General features: G+C 35.7%; 28 protein-coding genes. 17 read left to right on the top strand and 11 right to left on the bottom strand.

All coding sequences use genetic code 11. The features are described 5' to 3' along the window. Positions 1 to 34: 34 nt before the first annotated feature. Together thiL and BW983_RS10620 are read right to left on the bottom strand one after the other, a co-directional pair. On the bottom strand, positions 35 to 1,087 hold the full coding sequence (gene thiL / locus BW983_RS10625; RefSeq protein ID WP_076551937.1) for a thiamine-phosphate kinase: 1,053 nt from the start codon (positions 1,085 to 1,087) through the stop codon (positions 35 to 37). 87 nt (positions 1,088 to 1,174) lie between these two features. Beyond that, a complete protein-coding gene (locus BW983_RS10620; RefSeq protein WP_076551936.1) occupies positions 1,175 to 1,669 on the bottom strand; it encodes an acyl-CoA thioesterase in 495 nt (164 codons plus the stop codon). Between the two features lie 116 nt (positions 1,670 to 1,785). Here BW983_RS10620 and BW983_RS10615 point away from each other — a divergent pair, with 116 nt between their 5' ends. Next, complete coding sequence (locus tag BW983_RS10615) at positions 1,786 to 2,988, top strand: BaiN/RdsA family NAD(P)/FAD-dependent oxidoreductase (RefSeq protein WP_076551935.1); 1,203 nt, start codon at positions 1,786 to 1,788, stop codon at positions 2,986 to 2,988. A gap of 14 nt (positions 2,989 to 3,002) precedes the next feature. Next, positions 3,003 to 3,434 carry an energy transducer TonB gene (locus tag BW983_RS10610; RefSeq protein WP_076551934.1) on the top strand — a complete coding sequence of 144 codons (432 nt, stop codon included), beginning with the start codon at positions 3,003 to 3,005 and terminating at the stop codon, positions 3,432 to 3,434. Here BW983_RS10610 and BW983_RS10605 read toward each other — a convergent pair. From BW983_RS10605 to BW983_RS10590, 4 genes are all read right to left on the bottom strand, one after another. Beyond that, complete coding sequence (locus BW983_RS10605) at positions 3,431 to 3,808, bottom strand: ribosomal maturation YjgA family protein (protein WP_076551933.1); 378 nt, start codon at positions 3,806 to 3,808, stop codon at positions 3,431 to 3,433. The genes BW983_RS10610 and BW983_RS10605 overlap by 4 nt on opposite strands. Positions 3,809 to 3,882: 74 nt before the next feature. Further along, positions 3,883 to 4,539: a thioredoxin family protein gene (locus BW983_RS10600; RefSeq protein WP_076552271.1), complete on the bottom strand. Its 657-nt coding sequence runs from the start codon at positions 4,537 to 4,539 to the stop codon at positions 3,883 to 3,885. A gap of 7 nt (positions 4,540 to 4,546) precedes the next feature. After that, complete coding sequence (locus tag BW983_RS10595; RefSeq protein ID WP_076551932.1) at positions 4,547 to 5,035, bottom strand: TlpA disulfide reductase family protein; 489 nt, start codon at positions 5,033 to 5,035, stop codon at positions 4,547 to 4,549. Positions 5,036 to 5,110: 75 nt separating this feature from the next. Beyond that, positions 5,111 to 5,404: a hypothetical protein gene (locus tag BW983_RS10590; protein ID WP_076551931.1), complete on the bottom strand. Its 294-nt coding sequence runs from the start codon at positions 5,402 to 5,404 to the stop codon at positions 5,111 to 5,113. 265 nt (positions 5,405 to 5,669) lie between these two features. On the opposite strand from BW983_RS10590, the gene BW983_RS24030 reads away from it, so the two are divergent. The 4 genes from BW983_RS24030 to BW983_RS24020 all read left to right on the top strand — a co-directional run bounded on the left by BW983_RS24030 (position 5,670) and on the right by BW983_RS24020 (position 6,511). Beyond that, entirely contained in the window at positions 5,670 to 5,825 is a 156-nt protein-coding gene (locus BW983_RS24030; protein WP_167369980.1) for a hypothetical protein, read from the top strand. 39 nt (positions 5,826 to 5,864) lie between these two features. After that, positions 5,865 to 6,020 (top strand): hypothetical protein, encoded by a 156-nt coding sequence (locus tag BW983_RS24025; RefSeq protein ID WP_167369979.1) that lies wholly within the window; start codon positions 5,865 to 5,867, stop codon positions 6,018 to 6,020. A 149-nt stretch (positions 6,021 to 6,169) separates the two neighbouring features. Next, on the top strand, positions 6,170 to 6,334 hold the full coding sequence (locus BW983_RS23850; protein WP_139329257.1) for a bacteriocin: 165 nt from the start codon (positions 6,170 to 6,172) through the stop codon (positions 6,332 to 6,334). A 21-nt stretch (positions 6,335 to 6,355) separates the two neighbouring features. Continuing rightward, positions 6,356 to 6,511, top strand: a complete 156-nt coding sequence (locus BW983_RS24020) for a hypothetical protein (RefSeq protein WP_165602262.1) — start codon at positions 6,356 to 6,358, stop codon at positions 6,509 to 6,511. Between the two features lie 39 nt (positions 6,512 to 6,550). On the opposite strand, the gene mutS is transcribed toward BW983_RS24020, so the two are convergent. Continuing rightward, complete coding sequence (gene mutS / locus BW983_RS10585) at positions 6,551 to 9,139, bottom strand: DNA mismatch repair protein MutS (RefSeq protein WP_076551930.1); 2,589 nt, start codon at positions 9,137 to 9,139, stop codon at positions 6,551 to 6,553. 125 nt (positions 9,140 to 9,264) lie between these two features. Here mutS and BW983_RS10580 point away from each other — a divergent pair, with 125 nt between their 5' ends. Then, complete coding sequence (locus tag BW983_RS10580) at positions 9,265 to 9,795, top strand: GNAT family N-acetyltransferase (protein ID WP_076551929.1); 531 nt, start codon at positions 9,265 to 9,267, stop codon at positions 9,793 to 9,795. A 185-nt stretch (positions 9,796 to 9,980) separates the two neighbouring features. On the opposite strand, the gene BW983_RS10575 is transcribed toward BW983_RS10580, so the two are convergent. Beyond that, positions 9,981 to 10,859, bottom strand: a complete 879-nt coding sequence (locus BW983_RS10575; RefSeq protein WP_076551928.1) for a cupin-like domain-containing protein — start codon at positions 10,857 to 10,859, stop codon at positions 9,981 to 9,983. Positions 10,860 to 11,004: 145 nt separating this feature from the next. On the opposite strand from BW983_RS10575, the gene BW983_RS10570 reads away from it, so the two are divergent. The 10 genes from BW983_RS10570 (at position 11,005) to BW983_RS10525 (ending at position 19,720) form a co-directional block, all read left to right on the top strand. Next, complete coding sequence (locus tag BW983_RS10570) at positions 11,005 to 11,988, top strand: bestrophin family protein (RefSeq protein WP_228408997.1); 984 nt, start codon at positions 11,005 to 11,007, stop codon at positions 11,986 to 11,988. 207 nt (positions 11,989 to 12,195) lie between these two features. Continuing rightward, the gene (locus tag BW983_RS10565) at positions 12,196 to 12,726 is read left to right on the top strand and encodes an RNA methyltransferase (protein ID WP_076551927.1); all 531 of its coding nucleotides are present in this window, start codon (positions 12,196 to 12,198) and stop codon (positions 12,724 to 12,726) included. 187 nt (positions 12,727 to 12,913) lie between these two features. Further along, positions 12,914 to 13,567: a CBS domain-containing protein gene (locus BW983_RS10560; RefSeq protein WP_076551926.1), complete on the top strand. Its 654-nt coding sequence runs from the start codon at positions 12,914 to 12,916 to the stop codon at positions 13,565 to 13,567. Between the two features lies 1 nt (position 13,568). Further along, on the top strand, positions 13,569 to 14,435 hold the full coding sequence (locus BW983_RS10555) for an NAD kinase (protein ID WP_076551925.1): 867 nt from the start codon (positions 13,569 to 13,571) through the stop codon (positions 14,433 to 14,435). A gap of 69 nt (positions 14,436 to 14,504) precedes the next feature. Beyond that, the gene (fbaA, locus tag BW983_RS10550) at positions 14,505 to 15,575 is read left to right on the top strand and encodes a class II fructose-bisphosphate aldolase (protein ID WP_065395591.1); all 1,071 of its coding nucleotides are present in this window, start codon (positions 14,505 to 14,507) and stop codon (positions 15,573 to 15,575) included. A 90-nt stretch (positions 15,576 to 15,665) separates the two neighbouring features. Beyond that, entirely contained in the window at positions 15,666 to 16,520 is an 855-nt protein-coding gene (accD, locus tag BW983_RS10545) for an acetyl-CoA carboxylase, carboxyltransferase subunit beta (protein ID WP_065395590.1), read from the top strand. Between the two features lie 55 nt (positions 16,521 to 16,575). Beyond that, complete coding sequence (locus BW983_RS10540) at positions 16,576 to 17,085, top strand: DUF6973 domain-containing protein (protein WP_076551924.1); 510 nt, start codon at positions 16,576 to 16,578, stop codon at positions 17,083 to 17,085. 317 nt (positions 17,086 to 17,402) lie between these two features. Further along, entirely contained in the window at positions 17,403 to 18,806 is a 1,404-nt protein-coding gene (locus tag BW983_RS10535) for a nucleoside recognition domain-containing protein (RefSeq protein ID WP_076551923.1), read from the top strand. Positions 18,807 to 18,855: 49 nt separating this feature from the next. Next, entirely contained in the window at positions 18,856 to 19,221 is a 366-nt protein-coding gene (locus BW983_RS10530; RefSeq protein WP_076551922.1) for a four helix bundle protein, read from the top strand. Positions 19,222 to 19,327: 106 nt separating this feature from the next. Beyond that, positions 19,328 to 19,720 carry a hypothetical protein gene (locus tag BW983_RS10525; RefSeq protein WP_076551921.1) on the top strand — a complete coding sequence of 131 codons (393 nt, stop codon included), beginning with the start codon at positions 19,328 to 19,330 and terminating at the stop codon, positions 19,718 to 19,720. Positions 19,721 to 19,735: 15 nt separating this feature from the next. On the opposite strand, the gene BW983_RS10520 is transcribed toward BW983_RS10525, so the two are convergent. From BW983_RS10520 to BW983_RS10510, 3 genes are read right to left on the bottom strand one after another with little or no spacing between them, the layout of a single operon-like run. After that, on the bottom strand, positions 19,736 to 20,626 hold the full coding sequence (locus BW983_RS10520) for a ferric siderophore ABC transporter substrate-binding protein (RefSeq protein ID WP_076551920.1): 891 nt from the start codon (positions 20,624 to 20,626) through the stop codon (positions 19,736 to 19,738). 23 nt (positions 20,627 to 20,649) lie between these two features. After that, a complete protein-coding gene (locus BW983_RS10515) occupies positions 20,650 to 21,048 on the bottom strand; it encodes an ExbD/TolR family protein (protein WP_076551919.1) in 399 nt (132 codons plus the stop codon). Positions 21,049 to 21,060: 12 nt separating this feature from the next. Then, a complete protein-coding gene (locus tag BW983_RS10510) occupies positions 21,061 to 21,765 on the bottom strand; it encodes a MotA/TolQ/ExbB proton channel family protein (RefSeq protein ID WP_076551918.1) in 705 nt (234 codons plus the stop codon). Between the last annotated feature and the right edge of the window lie 137 nt (positions 21,766 to 21,902).

Raw genomic sequence — 21,902 nt, 5'->3', positions numbered from 1 at the left:
TACAATATTTAAAATTAAATATAATTTTTCGGGTTTATTGATTTAAAAAGGCATCCCACCCTTGAGCTGTAAGAGCTACTAATTGGTTAGAACCTCTTGCTACCATAAAGTTTCCTTCTTCTTTTTCTACAGCATGTCCGATGATGGTAAAATCAGGGTGATTTTTAATCTTGTCAAAATCATTTGGTGAAATGGTGAACAGAAGTTCATAATCTTCTCCTCCGCTTAATGCTGTTACTACGGGATTTAAATTCATTTCGTCTGCTGTAGAGATTGTAAGACTGTCTAATGGTACTTTTTCTTCATACAATCTGAATCCTACCTTCGACTGATCGGAAAGGTGAAGAATCTCAGAAGCCAGACCGTCTGAAATATCAATCATAGAAGTTGGCTTGATATCCAGTTCTTCCAAAATCGTTTTAACGTCTGTTCTTGCTTCAGGCTTCAGTTGTCTTTCCAAAATATAATCATAGCCTTCCATTTCAGGTTGCATATTCGGGTTGGCAAGGTAAACAGCATGCTCTCTTTCCAATATCTGAAGTCCCATGTATGCGCCTCCTAAATCTCCTGTAACCACAAGAAGATCATTTGGCTTTGCACCGCTTCTTTTCACAATATTTTCTTCAGCTTCAATTCCTACAGCCGTTATACTCATTACCAATCCTGCATTTGAGCTGGTAGTATCACCTCCGATAAGGTCTACTTTATATCTTGTACAAGCTGCCTGAATTCCTGCATAAATTTCTTCCAGAGCCTCCACCGGAAAACGGTTGGAAACAGCAAGAGAAACCAAAATTTGTGTAGGAACGGCATTCATTGCTGCGATATCACTCAGGTTCACCACTACAGCTTTATAGCCTAAATGCTTTAACGGAACGTATCCAAGATTGAAATGTACACCTTCTGCCAAAACATCGGTTGTAAGAACCACTTTTTTATTGTCAGGATTAATAACTGCCGCATCATCTCCTACTCCAAGCACCGAAGATTCATTGGATAACGGAAAACTTTCAGTCAAATGCTTAATAAGACCGAATTCTCCTAATTTTGAAATGGGCGTCAGCTCCTGTGATTTATCTTCAAACATATTTTTGTTGTATTAATGTACAATGTAAAACGTATTCGGGACCTGAAAGTCTTTCATAACATTGAACCCTGAACTTTAAACTTTGAATTACTTTGTAAATTCTGCCGGATCAATATTGTGTGGATGGAAAGGAAACTTCTTGAAGTCTTCCTTCGATAATACCACTGTTTCCGGGCTTTTATATTTATTCATTGCTTCCACTACATCATCCGGTGGAGTTGTCATTTTTCTAAGCATCATATCGATCCACACTCCTGTTGCCTCAGAAGTAGCACAGTGTACTCCATCCGGCGTATAGAATTTGTGAACGAAACGATAGATAGATGAATCATCTGAACATCCGTCTATTTCCACACTTACAATTACCGTCTGATCTGCATAGATCTCTTTGAAGAAAGAATACCTTTCATGCAGAATAACGGGACCTATTCCCCATCTGCTTAGCTGGGTAACTCCCATTTTCTCTTTGGTCATAAAAGCCATTCTGGCTTGTGCACAATATTGTACATACGATGAATTAGCTAAGTGCTTGTTGGCATCAAGGTCGCTCCATCGCACTTCAAATTTATGGTAGAAAATCATATGAAAATCGTTTTTGGTATCATTAAAAATAATAATCTTCAAAAATACTCAAATAAGATGGTTTATAAAAATTGTACTTTTGAAAAAATAATCTTCAGCATAGGATTACAACATACATGAAACAGATCATTATTATCGGAGGCGGTGCTGCAGGCTTTTTCTGCGCATCCAACCTTGACGAAAAGAAATACACAATTACGATTTTAGAACAGAACTCTGACGTACTTCAGAAAGTAAAAATCTCCGGAGGCGGAAGATGTAATGTTACTCACGCATGCTTTGATCCCAGAGAACTGGTACAGTTTTATCCGCGTGGAAACAAAGAACTATTAAGTGTTTTCACCAAATTTCAGCCGGGAGATACTATGGAATGGTTTGACCAACGCAATGTTAAGTTAAAAATAGAAAATGACAACAGAACTTTTCCGGAAAGCAATTCTTCACAGACTATCATCAATACTTTTTTGAATGAAACCCAGAAGAAAAATGTCACAGTAAAAACAAAATGTACGGTAAAAGAGATTGAAAAACAGGATGAAAAATATCTTGTAAAAACCAATTCCGGAGATTTTGAAGCGGATTACATCGTTTACACGACCGGAAGTTCCCCCAAATCTTTAAAAATGGTTGAAAATCTGGGACATAAGATTGTAGATCTGGTACCTTCTCTTTTCACATTTAATATCAAAGACGACTTGTTAAAAGATCTTCCAGGGACAAGTTTTGAAAATGCGGGCATTTCTATCCCTAAACTGAAAACAGAGGAGAGCGGACCTTTACTGATTACTCACTGGGGTCTTTCAGGTCCTGCGGTTCTAAAAATTTCTGCGTGGGAAGCGATAAGTCTTGCAAAACTTAAATATAACTTTGAAATAGAGGTTAATTTCGTTTCAATTGATATAGATGAAGCAGAAGAAGCTTTTCAATCCTTTAGACAGAATAATCCAAAGAAAACGATTGGGCAATCTAAGATTTTTGATATTACGAACAGGTTCTGGCAGAAAGTTCTTGAGATTTCAAAGGTTGATCTTAATAAACAGGTTGCCAATATTTCAGGAAAAGAAATGCAGAAAATTCTTGAGAATCTTTGCAGAAAAAAATTCCAGGTTACAGGAAAGTCTACCTTTAAAGATGAATTTGTAACTGCGGGAGGTGTTGATTTAAAAGAAATTAACTTCAAAAACATGTCTTCCAAACTTCTTCCAAATTTTTATATTGCCGGTGAAGTTTTAAATATTGATGCTGTGACGGGTGGTTTCAATTTCCAGGCATGCTGGAGTGAAGGATGGCTTATAGCACAGGATTTGAATAGCTTATAGAAATTAAAATATTTATGAAAAAAAATACTTCAATTCTATACAAAGGATTTTTGGCAATAATTTTTGTTAGTGCATTCCTATTTTCAGCTTCTGTCTCTGCTCAAAAAGAACCTTCAAAAATTCCGGTAGCTGATTCTGCAAGATCCTTTAAAAATCCAGAGTTTCCTGGTGGGCATGCAGCTTTTACACAAGAGGTTCTCAGGTATTTCCGTACCTCTGTTCCTGCCAGCTTAAACATTAAAAGAGCTGAGGCTATAGCTACTTTTATTGTAGATACGGATGGTGTAATGAAACAGTTTGCAATAGAATCTTCCCAAAATGATGTAGTGAAAGAAGAATTTCTGAGAGCCTTGAAAAAGATCAATAAAAAATGGACTCCTGCTGAAAAAAATGGTGTTCCGGTAAGAGCGGTAATGAGACAACCTTTAGTTTTTTTACTTAATTAAAAATTTGGTTTAAGCTTTACAAAAAGATAAACCAACAAGCATCCCACGCCATAGCACAGAATATCAATCCACGAGAATGAATTTCCAATAATAATATACATCAGGCTTCCCTTTCGGAAGCCTAACTTTTCTGCAATATTAAAGTATTGTGCAAACTCCAAGAGGCAGGAAAAAATTAAAATTCCAAGGATAAGTTTTTCATTATTTACGCTGAAAAAACTCTTAATCAAAGTGTAAAGAAGCATTACGACAATTACATCTCCAAGATAAGCGCGTACAAAGAAGACATCTTTCAGCTTGGTCGCAATCAGGACTTCGATCAGGAAAATAAAAATGGAAATCAGGAAATATTTCAGGCTAAATTGGAATTTCATGGGATTGTTTTATTCGATTTTGGGCATAAAAAATCGGCATTCAGAAGAACACCGATTGTTATTTAGCAAATATATTATTTCTTTACTTTGATTGTACATCCGATAGCAACACTTTTTGTAGTTTTCACCGGTTCTCCTTTTATCAAGGAATTTACAGCATCCTGAGCGTAATATTCTGATACATCATTCGGATTGTCATAATTATTATCAATAGCTCCAATGTATTTCACGATATTTTTACCGTTTTCTTTTTGCAGGATAAACACGTGTGGTGTTTTTGTTGCTCCATACTGTGGATAGATTTTCTGTCCTTCATCCACCAGATAAGGAAATGTAAAGCCTTTCTGCTTTGCCCTTTCAATCATCTGTTTATAGCCATCTTCTGGTTGTGCATTAGGGTCATTCGGATTGATAGCGATTACAGGATATCCCTGGCTTTTATATTTTTTGTCCAACTCAATGATTCTGTCTTCATATTTCTTGGCATAAGGACAGTGATTACAGGTAAATATCACGATAAATCCTTTTGCTGTTTTAAAATCACTCAACGAAACCATTTTACCATCGATATTTTTAAGTTTAAAATCCGTGGCTTCATCTCCTACTTCGTATCCTTTTGCAACAGCGGTTATTTCTTTCTGAGGTTTATTTTCGTCTTTATTTACTGATGTAAAGCTTAACATCCCCAGCCCGGCAATAAGAGCAGTTGCTAAAATTTTCAGATTTTTCATAATATTGTTATTGTAAATTTTCAGTAATTGTTTTCTCAAGATCTTCTTTACTCATTTCACCATCATTAAAGTATACTTTTTCTCCGTCCTTGTAAAATAAAGTTACCGGAATATTTCCATCCCATTCTTTTTCAAAACGCGGAATCCAGGTATTCATTCTTTTGATATCATCCAACAGGACAACCTCAGCGGTAAGATCTTTATTTTTAATAAATTTCAAAACTCTTTCTTTATCTACAAGCCTGTCCAGAGAAACCAAAATCATTTTAAAGGTTGCATTTCCTTTGTGTTTATTATTGATTTCCATAAAATGAGGAAGTTCTTTCACACAAGGCGCACAGGTTGTAGCCCAAAAGTTAACCACAAGAACCTTGCCCTTTTCTTCCTGAATACGTTTTTCCAGCTCTTCATATTTCAAAACTGAAACATCTGTCTGTTGCGCGTTACAAACCGAGGAAAATAGCAAAACAACCAGGATTTTTAATAAATTCTTCATATTCAAAATTAATAAATAATTGTAATTCAGAAAGCTACCTAATCATTCTCACACTGAAAATTTAGTGAAAGATATTTATTTATTACTTTTTGATTTACTTTTTGGTTTAGAAACAGGAGCGCTTCCAACATGAACCATTGTTCCGTTAACACAATATCTTGATCCTGCTGGTCTAGGGTGTGTTCTGTCAAACTCTTCCTGTATTTTTTTAATAGAATCATCCCGTCTTTTAATTATTGCTAGTGAATCCATATACGCTTTATATACCACTGCTACAGAATCATGAATTTTTTGTTCTTCCCTTTCTTTTGCAGCTTTATTGCATGAGGATAGTGAAATCAATAAGAATACTAAAAATATTTTTTTCATGATTGGTTTTTATTAATTCGAAAGATACGGTTTTAGATTTATTGGTATAAAATCCTATTATACATCGTAAAGGCAATACAAAAATAACAACTTCAACATTTCTTACAGCAATAAAGCACAATCATTTACAATACAAATACTTATTACAAAAGGAAAAAGAGTTTTATTTTTCACAATATAGAGAATAATCAATCGTTAAACTTTTCACCAATTATAGATTTATTAAAACTTTCTTGTATATTCGTATAAACTAAATAAAAAAATCATGAAAAATTCAGAGAACAAAAAAAGAAAATTGACAAAAACAGAATTAAAAGAAATTAATGGTGGTGCTGGTATAAGATGCCGTGCTGGTTTCTGCATAGCGGATTCAGGAATGCTTGAGCCGGGTCTTATCGGAGAAGGCGGACGTTGCTGCTAATCCAACATCATAAAATCTCAAATTTAAAACCAAATTATCATGAGAAAATCAAACATTCAAAAGAAAAAACTTACAAAAAAAGAGTTGAAAGAAGTCAACGGTAGTGGTAGACTTTGCTTTGAAGGATTCTGCCGTAGAGGAGAATTTGAAGAATGGCAACTTGGTGCCGGCGACAAAAACGGATATTGCTGCTAGTAAATAACGATATAGAAAATGGTTGAAGAGTAATCTTCAATCATTTTTGTTTTTACAGCAAATCCAATATTACATCCAGCAACACAAAATACTACATTACAATAAATTACGTTTATAAAACATACCTCATTCACCAAATTAAAATTATTATGAAAAAATCAGACACACAAAAAAGAAAGCTCAGTAAAAATGAACTGAAAGAGATCAGTGGCGGATTCAGACCTGTCTGCCCAAGAGTAATAAGCTGTACAGACCGCTATACCGGCGAAGAACGCTCAGGGGTTCCAGGCATCCAGGATGGGCTTTGCTGTTAATGACAACCTAAACAAAACAATATGAAAAACAACATTCAAAAAAGAAAGCTCACGAAGGCTGAGTTAAAAGAGATTAACGGAGGTGCTGCCAATTGTGCAGAAGGTTTATGCAAACTCAGAGGAGTAAGTCATTTTCTTATCATCGGACCAAGAGGTAAAGATGGTTATTGTTGCTAATTACATGTTTTAAACCCTATAAAAAGAAAAATGATTGGATTATCCTCCAATCATTTTTTTTATCGTATTCAGCTTCATCAAAGCTTCGATGGGTGTTAAAGTATTAATATCTATCTTCTTTAATTCTTCACGGATATTCTCTAAAACCGGATCATCCAATTGAAAGAAAGAAAGCTGCATATTCTCTTCAGTCACTCTTTTGATATTCTCTGATGTACCTCCATCCTGCGTTCTACTTGCTTCTAAAGTTTTAAGAATCTCATTTGCTCTGTTCACCACTTTTGAAGGCATTCCCGCCAATTTTGCCACATGGATACCAAAACTATGCTCACTACCACCCGGAACAAGCTTTCTCATAAAAATGATATTCCCTTTATTTTCCTGAATAGAAACGTGGAAATTCTTCACTCGTTCAAAATTCACGGTCATTTCATTAAGCTCATGATAATGTGTAGCAAATAAAGTTTTCGCCTGAGTAGTATGCTGGTGAAGATATTCTGCGATAGCCCATGCAATGGAAACTCCGTCATAAGTAGAAGTCCCTCGTCCGATTTCATCCAATAGGATAAGGCTTCGTTCTGAAATATTGTTCAAAATATTTGCTGCTTCATTCATTTCCACCATAAAAGTAGATTCTCCCGCAGAAATATTATCAGTAGCTCCTACTCTAGTAAAAATCTTATCTAAAAGTCCGATTTCCGCATGTTTTGCAGGAACGAAACTTCCAATCTGAGCCAAAAGACAAACAATTGCAGTCTGACGCAGAATCGCTGATTTACCCGCCATGTTAGGACCTGTAACCATGATGATCTGTTGAGAGTCTTTATCCAGGAAAATATCGTTCGGTATATACTTTTCTCCCAAGGGAAGAGCATTTTCGATGATGGGGTGTCTTGCTTCTTTCAGATCAATTGCATACCCATCATTCAGGATAGGTTTTGTATAGCTTTCTGAAACCGCCAGTTCTGATAAGCCGGCTGCAACGTCAAGCTGTGCAATGATATTTGAGTTCCCTTGAATCTGGTCAATATAAACCATTGTTTCTGAACATACATTTCTGTAAAGCTCATTTTCAAGAACACCGATTTTTTCCTCAGCACCCAGAATCTGGTTTTCATATTCTTTTAGTTCCTCGGTAATGTATCGCTCTGCATTCACAAGGGTTTGTTTTCTTACCCAATCTGAAGGCACTTTATCTTTATGTGTATTTCGAACTTCAATATAATATCCGAAAACGTTATTAAAATCAATTTTAAGGCTTGTGATTCCTGTTCTTTCGATCTCTCTTTGGCACATTTCATCCAAAAATCCACGACCTTTACTCTGAAGATTTCTCAGTCTGTCTAATTCTTCCGATACTCCGTCTTTAATAACATTTCCTTTGGCAATACTCACCGGAAGCTCTTCATTAAGACGATTTTGTAAGAAATTAATCAATTCTTCAAGGTCAAATAATGGCTCAAGCCAAGCCAAAACCTCAGCATGAGGGTGTAATAATGCTTTGATTTTATGAATATTAATCAAGCTCTGACGCAGATACCCCAATTCTTTTGGAGAAATTTTTTCCGCAGCAAGTTTCCCCATTAAACGATCAAGATCAGAAATAGACTTTAATAATTGTCCGATTTCATATTTCAGGTGATCATTTTCGTTAAGGAAATCAATCAGGGAAAGTCTTCTGGAAATTTCGTCCACAGATTTTAAAGGAAGAATAATTCTTCTTCTCAATAATCTTCCTCCCATCGGAGTAGATGTTTTATCGATAATATCCAGTAAAGATTTTCCTTGTGGATTGCTTGGATAAACAATCTCAAGGTTTCTCAATGTAAAATTATCCATCATCAGGTAATCTTCCTGTGGAATAACCTGAAGTCTTGTAATATGTGAAAGTAAATTATGATGTGTATCTTCAACCAAATAAGCAAAAATAGCCCCGGCAGCAGTGATAGCTAATGGAAGATTTTCCACTCCAAACCCTTTTAAAGAATTCGTTTTAAAATGGCTGGTCAGTTTTTCGTAGGCAAAATTATATTGAAAAGCCCAATCTTCAAGCTTAAAGGCATTTTTATTCTTGATCTGCTCCGGAATCTGTACGCTTCGCTGGAAAATAATCTCGCTTGGATCAAAGGTATTGACAATATGCAAGAGTTTTTCAAGGTTTCCTTCGCTCACCAAAAATTCTCCTGTTGAAATATCAACTAAAGCAATTCCATATTTTTCCTTCTCTTTGTGTAAGGAAAGTAAGAAGTTATTTTTCTTGGAATTTAAAACCTGATCATTGAATGTTACTCCTGGTGTTACCAGTTCTGTAACTCCTCTTTTCACAATTCCTTTCACCATTTTCGGATCTTCAAGCTGATCACAGATCGCGACTCTCATCCCGGCTCTTACCAGCTTCGGAAGGTAGGAATCTATGGAATGATGCGGAAATCCTGCAAGCTCTACACTTCCTTCACCATTATTTCTTTTGGTAAGAACGATACCCAATATTTGAGATGTTCTCACTGCATCCTGCCCAAAAGTTTCATAAAAATCTCCTACTCTGAATAGTAAAAGCGCATCAGGATATTTTGCCTTGATGGTATTGTACTGAGTCATTAATGGAGTTTCCTTCTTCGATTTTGCCATAGTAAAAAATGAGCTCCAAATTTAGAAAAATAAATTCAGGGTTGGGGAATTGTTTGCGGGTTTTATCCTTAAATAAACTTTTCCCTATCAGGAATTAATCGTATTTTCACCATAAAATCAAATCCATGGAATTTCCTGTTTTAGAAACCGAAAGGCTTATTTTACGACAGCTTACACAGAACGATACAGAAGATCTTTTTGAGTATTTTTCGCAAGATAAAGTAATGGAATATTATGACCTTGAAACTTTCAAAACGTCCGAAGATGCGCAGCAAATCATCCAACACTTCAATAATGAATTTGAGAAAGGGAAAGGATTCCGCTGGGCATTAGAATTAAAATCGGAAAAAAAAGTGATCGGAACATGTGGCTATCACAATTGGTTTCGTGAACATTTCAGAGCGGAAATAGGATACGAATTGAACCCTCTCTTCTGGCAGAAATCTTATATGAAAGAAGCTATTCTTCCTATTCTTACATTTGGTTTCGAAAGTATGAGATTACATCGTGTAGATGCTTTTATTGATCCTGCTAATATTTCCTCCGAAAAGCTTTTAACCTCATTAAATTTTCAGGAAGAAGGGACTTTAAAAGACTATTTTTTTGAAAAAGGAAAGTTTGTGGATGCAACAATTTTCGGACTCATTAACAAATAAGTTACGTTTAAAATTTAACGCTAAAAGGCAAAGACGTTAATATTGATTCTTCATATTTTTTGTTCTCAAGGGCGCTTCGCTTAGCAACCGAGAGTCTCTTCTGGCTGAGTGAAATGCTCAGTCAAACCCTTCCTAGGAGGAATGTCTACAAATTTGCTTTCCTTACGTTAAAATGATTAAAAACTCTATCTTTCTGACTTCAAGTGTTTCTCCAAAGCTTCTGAGCTTTTCTTATATGCCCATTTCTGCTTGTAATCTACCCATTTTGCTTTAAAAAGTTTACGCATCAATTTATCCGTGTATCTCATAATAAAAACGTGATACAACATATTAGCAAAAACTGATGGTTTATTAGGAAGAGCTCTTAATGATAACGAGAACCCAGGTTCAAGATACCTGTTAAAATGCCAAAAAGCTCCGGGAATAAAAAGCGCATCACCATGTTCCATAAAAATTTCGTAGCCTTTTGCATATTTGAGTGCCGGAAATTTTTCATAGTCCGGATTTTCATAATCCAGATCGTAAATGGTATGTACAGATAACGGAACTTTATATAAATACGGAGACTGCTCCTGATCAAATAATAAAATTCTCTTTTTACCCTCAAAATGAATATGCATAAAATCACCAAGATCTACATCATAATGCATCAGAACATGTGCATCACTTCCTCCGAAAAATAAAGTAGGAAGTCTTTTGAAAAACTTCATTCCGAGATCAGGATATGTAAAGTTTTTAAGTAATTCCGGAAGTCTGTCTGTAATGATGTAGAAAAAAATACGAAGATCTGAGGGTTTACTTTTTATCGTATCAATATAATCCTTCATCTTCATATTAGCTACGGGAGCATCCGAACTTTTAGCAGCGTCTGCCGGCTTATTATCATACAAAGGAACTTCCTGATCGCCTGCTTTTTCACGGATATAAGCAAGATTCCATTTATCAAAAGCATCCCAGCGGCTTGCAAAATTTTTAATGAGAAGCGGCTTGTGCTTCTTGAAATAATTCTTCTGAAAATCTTCTTTACTGATATCATTGACTACATCTACGTTTTCGAGGATCATGTATTTTGTATTTAATGCGAAATAAAAATAATGCTTTTTTTGAAAACTGCGAAAATTAAGATAAAAAGCATGGAACTTGGAAGAGGAAGGCGGGAGGTTACTATTTTCTATAAGCCTTTATACATCATTTCATAAAAAGATTTTTATGAAAAATCTAAATTTATTTTTCGATTTCAATAGCTCTCCTCTCCAAGTTTCGGACTTCCTACTTTATTCTGAAAAATTTATATTTGTGGTATTAAGTGAATTTATGAGAGCCTACAATACCAAACATTTCCTTAAAATCCTGTTCAGCTTACACAAAAGTGATACCCTGAAAATACTGTTTCCAAGCATGATTATGGTAGGACTTTACTCGTGGGGAATTCAATATCTGGAAGTAGAATACTTTCACCTTACCACAAAATCAGGAATCAGTAATGTGGGAATGATTCATTCTTTGCTAGGTTTTGTGCTTTCCCTGCTTCTTGTTTTCAGAACCAATACGGCATATGACAGATGGTGGGAAGGAAGAAAACTTTGGGGAAAACTGGTAAATGACACCCGAAATTTTGCCATAAAAATCAATACAATTCTTGGAGAAAACCGTCAGGATGCAGAACAGATTGCAAGGTATTTAAAATACTTTCCTCACTTTTTAGCTAAACATCTTTCTAAAGAATCTACGCGACTTGCTTTGGATGAGGACTATTCTGAGATTGAGAAAACATTAAAGAACCACGGACCGAGTGAAATTATCATTCTTCTCACTCATAAGCTTAATCAATTAAAAAAAGAAGGAAAAATCACCGAGGTTGAAATGTTATATTTGGACACCCAACTTTCTGGATTTCTTGATGTTTGTGGCGGTTGTGAAAGAATTAAGAATACACCTATTCCTTATTCTTACTCGTCATTTATTAAGAAATTCATTATTCTTTATGTATTTGCTCTTCCCATTGCTTATGTAATCACTATTGGACTTTTCATGATTCCTCTTACAGTTTTTGTATACTATGTTTTAATGAGTCTTGAGCTTATTGCTGAAGAAATAGAGGATCCATTTAACAACGATGAGAATGATATTCCAATGGAAACATTAGCTCAGAATATTGAGAAAAACGTTCATCAGATTATGAGCAAAAAATAAAAATCAATAGAAACAAAAGGAATTCTTTTTTCTTAGAATATTTTGAGTTTAAGTATAAGTATTTTACTACTTTTGATATAATTTTACATAAAAACAAACTTGCCATTGAAAAACGAAATGGCAACATAGCCTATACCGTGAAAACGGAAACATTGAAAAAAACAGAGGTCTACAAAGACTGAAAATTAATCTCAACAAAATAATACATTGGTACAGAAACTAAAATTGGAAGAACTTAACAGAATAGATGTAGAAACATTTAAGAAAGTTGAAAAAATTCCGTTGGTCATCATTTTAGACAATATCAGAAGTATGCACAATGTGGGTGCAGCCTTCAGAACAGCAGATGCCTTTTTAATTGAAAAGATCATTCTTTGCGGAATTACACCGCAACCACCCCATCGTGAAATTCACAAAGCGGCATTAGGAGCTACGGAAAGTGTAGACTGGTCACATGAATCAGATACAAATACCGCAATTTCAGATCTGAAAAGCAAAGGCTATGAAATTATAGGAATAGAACAAACTACCGACAGTCAATTGATCACGGATTACTCAATTGACAGATCAAAAAAATATGCTCTTATTTTAGGAAATGAAGTAGAAGGAATCAGTGATGAAGTCCTGCCCAATATTGATGTATTTTTAGAAATTCCACAGCTTGGAACAAAGCATTCTCTTAATGTAAGTGTATGCGCCGGAATTGTGATGTGGGAATTTGCAAAAGCCCTAAAATAAAAAAACTGCATATGTCATTAGTAGACAGTGCAGTTTGAAATAAATCTAATAAAAAGTAAAAATGAAAGGCGACAAAGGTACCTTTTTTTTCTTTACAAACAAATTTTGGAGCCATTTTTTTTATTTAAACTCAAAAAAAGTCGTGTTTTCAGAAACAGTTTCATTTAATTTTTTATAAATTAGCACAATGTTTATCAAGGACTATATCTCAAAAGACTTCCCATGTTTTAGCCTGTCGGATTCAATAGAGTCGGCAAGAAATACATTGGAGGACTTCGGATATTCTCATATTTTCATCAAAAAATCCCATCACTTTTACGGAGCCCTTGCCAAAGACTTCCTGTACGAAGAAGATGGAGGAACCTTGAAGGATCTTGAACATCAGATTGAGCGGTTTGCCATTCTGGAAGATAATAACATCATGGATAGTATCCGCCTATTTTATACCTTTAGTTCCAATGTGATCCCCGTGATCAATAAGAATGAAAAATATCTGGGCTATATTACCTGTGAAGACATTTTTCAGGATCTTTCCCGTTATCCTTTATTTTCAGAATCCGGAGCTATTCTCACTGTAGAAACTCCTGCCAGAAAATACTCCATGACGGAAATCGCGAATATTGTTGAAGGTAACAATTCTAAGTTTTATGGTGGTTTTATAAGCTTTATGTCTGATGAAGTCATTCATGTTACCATAAAGATCGGCAATGAAAATCTAGCCTCGATAGACGCAACTTTTGAACGGTATGATTACAGAATCGTAGAAAAATACTATTCTGATGAGAGAACCGATCTGTTTAAGGACCGATTCGGTTTTTTCCAAAAATTTATAGAAATATAACATGAAGGCAGCTATCTATTCTCAGAAAAAAGATCTTGATACTTTTTTATATTTAAGCAAGTTTATCTCTGAACTTGAAACCAGAGGTGTAAAATCTGTTCTGTATGATGAAATGGCTGAAGCCCTTCAGTTTTCGAAAATATTCGAAACTTTCAACAACAAACAGGACCTTTTGGACAAGGAAGTAGATCTGTTCTTTACCTTTGGTGGAGACGGAACTATTGTAAATTCTTTAACCTTTATTGAAGATCTTGAGATTCCTGTAGTCGGTGTAAATACCGGAAGACTGGGATTCCTTGCTTTTTTTACAAAGGAAGAAGCTTTTAAAGAACTGGATTCCATTTTAAAAGGAGATGTAAAAACCAGCCGACGTTCAGTAATTGAAGTCGTTTCTCCCAACCTGGAGGGCTCCTTTCCTTACGCATTGAACGATGTAACAATTTCCAGAAAGGAAACAACTTCTATGATCACGGTAGATTCTTATATTAATGATGAATTTCTAAACGTGTTCTGGGGAGACGGAGTTATTATTTCAACACCTACAGGTTCTACTGCTTACTCTTTAAGCTGTGGTGGTCCTATCATTTCTCCCAATAACGAAAATTTCGTCATCACTCCTATTGCTCCTCACAACCTGAACGTGAGACCTTTAGTAGTAAATGACAAGGTAGAAATAAAATTCAGAGTCGAAAGCCGTGTACCACAATACTCTCTCTCTTTAGACTCCAGACTTATTCATATTGAAACAGATAAGGAAATTATTATCAGGAAAGCAGACTTTCAGCTTCTTCTGGTACAGCCCAACAATTTAAGTTTCTACGAAACCATCCGTCAGAAGCTACTTTGGGGACGTGACAAAAGAAATTAATGATTTCTTAAAAATGATTACCTTTACACGAAAATAAACACCTAATAAATTTATAATAAAAAGTAAAACATGAGCAGAATTTTTCCGGCAGGAGTTGCCACAGGTCAGTTAGTTACTGATATCTTTCAGTATGCTAAAGAAAACAAATTTGCATTACCAGCAGTAAACGTAATTGGATCAAGCAACGTAAATGCTACAATGGAAACTGCAGCGAAATTAAACTCTCCTGTAATTATTCAGTTTTCAAACGGAGGTGCTGCTTTCAATGCAGGAAAAGGATTAAGCAATGACGGACAAAAGTCTGCAATCTTAGGAGCTATTGCTGGGGCAAAACACATTCACACTCTTGCAGAAGCTTACGGAGCAACTGTAATTCTTCACACAGACCACTGTGCAAAGAAATTACTTCCTTGGATCGATGGATTAATGGATGCTAACGAAGAATTCTTCAAGCAGACAGGAAAATCTCTTTACTCTTCTCACATGCTGGACCTTTCTGAAGAATCTTTAGAAGAAAACCTTGAAATTTCAGCTAAATATTTCGAAAGAATGGCTAAGCTTCAGATGACTCTTGAAGTAGAAATCGGGGTAACTGGTGGTGAAGAAGATGGTGTTGACAACTCAGACGTTGATAACTCTAAACTATATACTCAGCCTGAAGACGTAGCTTATACTTATGAAAAACTAAAAGCTATTTCTGATAACTTTACTATTGCTGCGGCATTCGGTAACGTACACGGAGTTTACAAGCCAGGAAACGTGGTTCTTACTCCAAAAATCCTTGACAACTCTCAGAAATATGTTCAGGAGAAATTCGGAACAGCTGATAAGCCAATTAACTTTGTATTCCACGGAGGTTCAGGATCTACTTTGGAAGAAATCAGAGAGGCAATTGACTATGGAGTAATCAAAATGAATATCGATACTGACCTTCAGTTTGCATATACAGAAGGCGTTAGAGATTATATGGTTAACAATGTTGAATATTTAAGAACTCAAATCGGAAACCCTGAAGGAGAAGAAAAACCTAACAAAAAATTCTATGACCCAAGAGTTTGGGTAAGAAAAGGTGAGGATACTTTCTCTACAAGATTGGTACAAGCATTTGAAGATTTAAATAACGTAAATACTTTAAAATAAGAACTGTACATTTGTATCAATGTAAAAAGTATTCCTAAAGAGTGCATTTACATTGATACATTTTACATTTATACATTAATACAATTAAAAATGGCATTCGACTGGTTTAAAAGAAAAGCAAAAAACATTACCACTTCTACTGATGAGAAAAAAGACGTTCCCAAAGGTCTTTGGCATCAGACTCCATCCGGAAAAGTTGTGGAACATGATGAATTAAAGAGAAATAACTATGTTTCTCCTGAAGATGGGTTTCATGTGAGAATAGGAAGTGCTGAATTTTTTGACATCCTTTTTGACGGTGGTAAATTTACCGAACTGGATGCCAATGTTGAAAGTATTGATATCTTAAACTTTAAGGATACAAAACCTTATAAAGACCGTTTAAAAGAAGTAAAAGCAAAAACGAAGCTTACAGACTCCATCAGAAATGCTGTAGGAACTGTAAAAGGAACTGAAATGGTAGTTTCTTGTATGGACTTTGCTTTTATTGGCGGATCTTTAGGTTCTGTAATGGGTGAAAAGATCAAAAGAGCTATCGATTACTGTATTAAGCACAAACTTCCGTATATGATCATTTGTCAATCCGGAGGGGCAAGAATGCAGGAAGCTACTTACTCTTTGATGCAATTGGCGAAAGTACAGGCTAAACTGGCTCAGCTTTCAGAAGCAGGACTTTTATACATTGCTTACCTTTGTGACCCGACTTTTGGTGGAATTACAGCATCTTTCGCGATGACTGCTGATATCATCATGGCAGAGCCGGGAGCTCTAATCGGTTTTGCGGGACCAAGAGTTATCCGTGAAACAATCGGTAGAGACTTACCTGAAGGATTCCAGACCTCTGAATTCTTACAGGAAAAAGGATTTGTTGACTTTATTGTGAAGAGAACAGAAATTCAGGACACTGTTGCTAAAACTGTTAATTTATTAGCCGTAAAAGCATAACAACTGTAACGAAAACAATACAATCTCTCTCTAATTGGGGAGAGATTTTTTATTTATGAGAACTGTTAAGATTTTTTTCAATACCATCAGAAGTATGAGCTTTAAGAAGATCATGCGTCTTTTGTCGTTGGTTCTTCCCCATCCTCTTTTTGCCATACTGAGTTTTCATGCTACCGTAAAAGCATTCACGATTGCACAGACAAAATTCCCCGCAACAGCCTCCAATAACGGAATTGGAAATGCTTTCAGACATGCCCTTTGGTGCTGCTTTATTATGATGTATTGCTGTAAGGTTTCTTCTCCTGAAAAAGCATTAGACTTCTGCAAAAGAATGACCGATCTCCACGAAGAACTGTTTCCAAACAAACCGCTGGAAACCAAAATGGATCTTCACAACAATAAACTTGGAATGGATTATTTCATGGAGCTTTTGCCTGGAATCCACCGCCAATTCTTCGAAAAAAGCTTCTTTGTAGATGGATTAGTAAAAAAGATGAATGACGCTAAAGTTTTAAAAAATCTGGATGATGATTTTGAAGGATATCTTGTTTATTTAGAAGAGTAATATTTTATATTTCAACCGCGAAGAATACGCAGAGAAGTTATTAAGCTTTATGCATATTTTTTGAGCGCTAAGGCATTTCATTCAGCAACGTGCTCTAATTAGTGTTCTTTGCTAAGTGCTAACGCCGCTGCGAACGGAAAATCTACATCATAAAATAAATCATTGCGAACTTTGCGTTAAAAACAAATGATTTTCAAAAGCTTGAAACCATTATCAACAGAATTCACGTCACTACTCAAAAACTTAAATGCTTAATTCTTTTGTAGCTTTTGTGGTTTAAAGTATTTTTGATAAGTTTAAACAATTAAATCAATCAAATGGTTCTCAGCAGAATTTGGTCGGCTTTCATTATCATTGCCATTGCCATTGCCAGTATAAAATATATTTCATCAAGCCATTACAAAACCATCTTCAATGATATGGTGGTAGGAAAAGGCGGTGATACCGTGAAAATTGTGTCTCAGCCAATGAGCTCCCTTTCTCCTGTCATAAAAGACAGCCTGATGAAGAAAAATGATTTTGCAGACAGCAGAATTCATTATAAAACAGATTCTTTAAAACAAAATGTAGCAGTTTACCGTGTTCAGGAAGCAGATGGTGTTATCGGAACTTCAGAAACCGCAGTAAAAATATGTCTTGGATTAATTGGAATCATGACTTTATTCATGGGATTCATGAGTATTGCTGAAAAAGCAGGTGGAATTAATCTTTTGAGTCGTTTGATTCAACCTTTTTTCTCAAAATTATTTCCTGATATTCCAAAAAATCACCCGGCTTTTGGGCACATGTTGATGAATTTCAGCGCTAATCTTCTGGGATTGGATAATGCAGCTACTCCATTCGGATTAAAAGCAATGGAAAGTCTTCAGACTTTAAACCCTAATAAAGATACTGCCAGCAATTCACAGATTATGTTCCTGTGTCTCCATGCAGGAGGAATGACGCTGATTCCTGTATCTATCATTGCTATCAGGGCATCAATGGGTTCTAAAACACCTACTGATATTTTCCTGCCTTGTATGATTGCCACTTTTTCCGCAACATTGGCAGCGATGATTATTGTATCTCTTTACCAAAAGATCAATCTTCTTCGTCCGGTTGTTATTGCTTATGTAGGAGGAATTTCAGCAATTATAGGGTTATTGGTAGTCTATCTTGTACAATTGAGCAAAGACGAACTTGATGATTTCAGTAAAGTATTAAGTAATGGTCTTATTCTCTTTATTTTCCTTGCCATTGTACTTGGTGCTGTTTATAAAAAGATCAATGTTTTTGATGCCTTTATTGAAGGTGCTAAAGAAGGTTTTACAACCTGTGTAAAGATTATTCCTTATCTGGTTGGAATGCTGATCGCTATTTCTCTGTTGAGAACATCAGGTGTTTTTGATGTTATTATTGACGGGATGAAATGGATTGCCAATATAGCCAGTCTTGATCCAAGATTTGTAGACGGTCTTCCCACTGCTCTCATTAAGCCTTTATCAGGTTCAGGAGCCAGAGGAATGATGGTAGACACTATGGCAACTTTCGGGGCAGATAGTTTTCAGGGTAAACTTGCTGCGGTACTTCAAGGAAGCTCAGATACTACGTTTTATGTCATTGCAGTATATTTTGGGGCTGTAGCTGTTAAAAATACAAGATACACTGTAATTGCTATGCTTCTTGCCGATTTAGTCGGTATCATTACTTCTATTGCGTTGGCTTATTTATTCTTTGCATAATTTGGTTCCTGGTTGTCAGTTGCTAGTTTTTACCACTAAAAAATGATATATGAGCTACAACAAACTTGATATTTACAATATTGCTTTTGAATTGTTTATTGAAACACATCAACTGTCACTGCAACTACCAAAGTATGAACTATATGAACTTGGCAGTCAATTAAGGCGTTCAGCAGACTCAGTTGTTACAAATATTGCAGAAGGCTATGGAAGAAATAACTATAAAGGAGATTTTATTAAATTCCTGACATACTCTCAGGCAAGTTGTGATGAAACTGTATGTCACTTATCAAAAATCACAAGGCTTTACCCAGAATTGAGCCCAAAATTTAAAGAGAAATCTGAACAATACAACTTATTAGGAGGAAAAATAAATAACTTTATAAAATACGTTCAGCTAAATTGGCGTACATAACCCAATAACTAGCAACTAGCAACTAGCAACTAGCAACTAGCAACTAGCAACTAGCAACTAGCAACTAGCAACTAGCAACTAGCAACTAGCAACAAAATTACCCATTATGATTACAGATAAAGAATTTACATTAAGACTTATACGCCAGCTAAGCCAGGCACTGGAGAAACTTATTCTGGATAAACCGGAAGAAAGTTTAATGCAGAAGGAGCTAGATTTTGATACTTTAATGAGAGATATTTTCAAAATGAATTTCACAGAAGTATCCTCAATGTCTAAGGAAGATATGATTGCCCTTGTGAATGAAAGACAGGAAAGAGATCGTAAAGACTATTATGAAATGCTTGGAAACCTTTTCTACTTTAAGAGCAGAGAGGCGCAAAATAAAGACTTTCAGGATAAAGCAAAAGCGTTTTATGAGCTGTATCTCCAAACCAGCGGAATATTTGCACTTCCTGTGATTAACAGAATCAACGAATTAAAAAAAGCACTTGAGTAAAGTGCTTTTATATTTTTAGAATGTAATTTTATAACTTCCGGTAGAAGACACGTTGGCTTTCTCTGCCTTTACATATTTCTTCACCCATGCTACAGAGGTAGATGCCACACAAGGATCTGAAACTCCTCCAGCTCTTCTCGCTGACACTACATTTCCTGCTTTATCTACTGTATAAGCAACGGTAATAGATCCACTCGCTGTACAACTGTGAGATGGCTGTGCTCCTCCTCTTCCCATTGTACCTGGAATATATCCAACCAGTTTTCTGTCAATTCCTACTTTACTGTCACCATTTCCATCGCCTCCTAAAGGATCTCCCGCATTACCGATCCCTTCACCAGTTCCCTGGCTACCGGCTTTTGTTCCTCTTCCTTTGATTAGATTTCCTATGGCTGCATTCCCTTTTCCGTCTCCGTTTCCTGTTTTGGAATTGGCAGTAGTAGCACCTGCCTTTTTAGTATTTTTAGAAGCACTTGTACTTGTAGCTTCTTTCTTTTCAGCTTTTTTAGACTCTTCCTTTTTAGGAACTGTATTTTTTGAACTGTTTCCTGTAACAACCTTTTCTTTAACTTCTACTTTCTTGGGCTCAGGTATGGGAACAGGTTCCGGTTTGATTTCTGTTTTCGTTTCAGGAGCTGGTACCTCTACCGGGTCTGGAGTAACTTCTTCTGTAGCGGCAGCTAAACTTCCTGGCTGTTCGGCTGGCTCTTCAACTCCATTTCCGTTTCTGTTATCCCCGAAATTCACAAGCATTGTAGTAACCACTTCTGGTTCTTTATCCAGTTCTGGTTTTAGTTTATAATAAAAAACAAAAAGCAAAATAGCACACCAAATCAGAATAGAAAGTAAAGCACTCTTTATCCTGTCTCGGTTTTCTTCGTTTTTGTTTGCTGTATAGCTTCTCATCTGAAAATGATTCTTACTATTTATTATTTATCCTTAACGGTTGCTATCGCAATGTTAAACTTATGTTTTTCAGCGATTTCCATTGCGAAAACTACATCTTTATGCATCGTATTTTCGTCCGCTCTGATCGTGAAAGACTTATTAGCCTGATTGGTTAATTTATCTACAATAATCTGCTCCAGTTCACCTTTATTCACAGGATTATCATCTACAAAGTAAGATCCGTCCGGCTTAATACTTACGATGACAGGATTTGGAATATTATCATCCACAGCTCCGGCTTTAGGCAGATTCACATCAATAGCACTCTGATTGGCTGCTGAAGATGTGATCATAAAGAAGATCAGCATCAACAGGATAACATCTGTCATCGCTGCTAAACTGAATTCCGGATTTGCTTTATTTCTTCTTTGAATTTTCATCTTAAGAAAGATTTATAAAGGTTTATTGATAAGATCTAAAAATTCTCCAGACATATTCTGTGCCTTCAATACAAATTTGTCAATTCTTGTCAAAAGAATATTGTAACAGAAATTCGCAGGAATTGCCACTGCAAGACCTACCGCCGTTTGTCCCAACGCAGTATAAATACCTTCAGAAAGTGTTTTTGGAGAGAAAGATCCTGTCGCATGAGATAGGTTGAAGAACGCAATAATCATCCCGATTACGGTTCCCAAAAGTCCCAACATCGGTGCAATACTTGGAACTACCGCCAAAAGATTCAGGTTTTTTTCCATATTGGCAACTTCTACCTGTGCCTGTGATTCCATAGCACTTACAATATCAGAAACAGGACGCCCAAGTCTTGAAATTCCTTTTTCCAGAATTCTTCCTTCGGGAGAGTTTTGTGTTTTACAATAGTCAGCCGCTGCTTCTATCTTCCCTTCTTTGATAAAGTCTTCAATATTATTCATGAAGTTTGAATCTGTCTTTGATGTAAGTCTTTTAATAAAGAAAAACCTTTCGAAAAACAGATACAGGGAAAATACGCCTAGCAATAATACGGTCGCCATCACTATTTTAGCGAAAGCTCCTCCGTGGAACATGATTTTCCAAAATGAAAATTCTAAATTGTCTGCGGCAACTGCAGGCGTAGTGATTTGTGCAAATAAAATCTGAGAAAGTTCCGTTAACAGCATTAAATGTGAATTTTATTAAAGTTTCAACGACAAATGTAGTGGAATATTATGAATTGATATCTTAAAAATTGCTTAAAAACAACATAAATTTTGTTAGAATTAGCAAACAGCAAATTTCTTTCCAAAAAGAAATTTTG

Origin of the sequence: Chryseobacterium ureilyticum (assembly GCF_900156735.1) — a bacterium.
Classification (GTDB): domain Bacteria; phylum Bacteroidota; class Bacteroidia; order Flavobacteriales; family Weeksellaceae; genus Chryseobacterium; species Chryseobacterium ureilyticum.
Note: the sequence above shows the minus strand (reverse complement) of the source record. Positions and strands in the feature narration are given on the sequence as shown.

Excerpts from the sequence above, each read along its gene's own strand:
- thiL (WP_076551937.1), bottom strand. The coding sequence starts at position 1,087 with ATGTTTGAAGATAAATCACAGGAGCTGACGCCCATTTCAAAATTAGGA.
- BW983_RS10620 (WP_076551936.1), bottom strand. The coding sequence starts at position 1,669 with ATGATTTTCTACCATAAATTTGAAGTGCGATGGAGCGACCTTGATGCC.
- BW983_RS10615 (WP_076551935.1), top strand. The coding sequence starts at position 1,786 with ATGAAACAGATCATTATTATCGGAGGCGGTGCTGCAGGCTTTTTCTGC.
- BW983_RS10610 (WP_076551934.1), top strand. The coding sequence starts at position 3,003 with ATGAAAAAAAATACTTCAATTCTATACAAAGGATTTTTGGCAATAATT.
- BW983_RS10605 (WP_076551933.1), bottom strand. The coding sequence starts at position 3,808 with ATGAAATTCCAATTTAGCCTGAAATATTTCCTGATTTCCATTTTTATT.
- BW983_RS10600 (WP_076552271.1), bottom strand. The coding sequence starts at position 4,539 with ATGAAAAATCTGAAAATTTTAGCAACTGCTCTTATTGCCGGGCTGGGG.
- BW983_RS10595 (WP_076551932.1), bottom strand. The coding sequence starts at position 5,035 with ATGAAGAATTTATTAAAAATCCTGGTTGTTTTGCTATTTTCCTCGGTT.
- BW983_RS10590 (WP_076551931.1), bottom strand. The coding sequence starts at position 5,404 with ATGAAAAAAATATTTTTAGTATTCTTATTGATTTCACTATCCTCATGC.
- BW983_RS24030 (WP_167369980.1), top strand. The coding sequence starts at position 5,670 with ATGAAAAATTCAGAGAACAAAAAAAGAAAATTGACAAAAACAGAATTA.
- BW983_RS24025 (WP_167369979.1), top strand. The coding sequence starts at position 5,865 with ATGAGAAAATCAAACATTCAAAAGAAAAAACTTACAAAAAAAGAGTTG.
- BW983_RS23850 (WP_139329257.1), top strand. The coding sequence starts at position 6,170 with ATGAAAAAATCAGACACACAAAAAAGAAAGCTCAGTAAAAATGAACTG.
- BW983_RS24020 (WP_165602262.1), top strand. The coding sequence starts at position 6,356 with ATGAAAAACAACATTCAAAAAAGAAAGCTCACGAAGGCTGAGTTAAAA.
- mutS (WP_076551930.1), bottom strand. The coding sequence starts at position 9,139 with ATGGCAAAATCGAAGAAGGAAACTCCATTAATGACTCAGTACAATACC.
- BW983_RS10580 (WP_076551929.1), top strand. The coding sequence starts at position 9,265 with ATGGAATTTCCTGTTTTAGAAACCGAAAGGCTTATTTTACGACAGCTT.
- BW983_RS10575 (WP_076551928.1), bottom strand. The coding sequence starts at position 10,859 with ATGATCCTCGAAAACGTAGATGTAGTCAATGATATCAGTAAAGAAGAT.
- BW983_RS10570 (WP_228408997.1), top strand. The coding sequence starts at position 11,005 with ATGAAAAATCTAAATTTATTTTTCGATTTCAATAGCTCTCCTCTCCAA.
- BW983_RS10560 (WP_076551926.1), top strand. The coding sequence starts at position 12,914 with ATGTTTATCAAGGACTATATCTCAAAAGACTTCCCATGTTTTAGCCTG.
- BW983_RS10555 (WP_076551925.1), top strand. The coding sequence starts at position 13,569 with ATGAAGGCAGCTATCTATTCTCAGAAAAAAGATCTTGATACTTTTTTA.
- fbaA (WP_065395591.1), top strand. The coding sequence starts at position 14,505 with ATGAGCAGAATTTTTCCGGCAGGAGTTGCCACAGGTCAGTTAGTTACT.
- accD (WP_065395590.1), top strand. The coding sequence starts at position 15,666 with ATGGCATTCGACTGGTTTAAAAGAAAAGCAAAAAACATTACCACTTCT.
- BW983_RS10540 (WP_076551924.1), top strand. The coding sequence starts at position 16,576 with ATGAGAACTGTTAAGATTTTTTTCAATACCATCAGAAGTATGAGCTTT.
- BW983_RS10535 (WP_076551923.1), top strand. The coding sequence starts at position 17,403 with ATGGTTCTCAGCAGAATTTGGTCGGCTTTCATTATCATTGCCATTGCC.
- BW983_RS10530 (WP_076551922.1), top strand. The coding sequence starts at position 18,856 with ATGAGCTACAACAAACTTGATATTTACAATATTGCTTTTGAATTGTTT.
- BW983_RS10525 (WP_076551921.1), top strand. The coding sequence starts at position 19,328 with ATGATTACAGATAAAGAATTTACATTAAGACTTATACGCCAGCTAAGC.
- BW983_RS10520 (WP_076551920.1), bottom strand. The coding sequence starts at position 20,626 with ATGAGAAGCTATACAGCAAACAAAAACGAAGAAAACCGAGACAGGATA.
- BW983_RS10515 (WP_076551919.1), bottom strand. The coding sequence starts at position 21,048 with ATGAAAATTCAAAGAAGAAATAAAGCAAATCCGGAATTCAGTTTAGCA.
- BW983_RS10510 (WP_076551918.1), bottom strand. The coding sequence starts at position 21,765 with ATGCTGTTAACGGAACTTTCTCAGATTTTATTTGCACAAATCACTACG.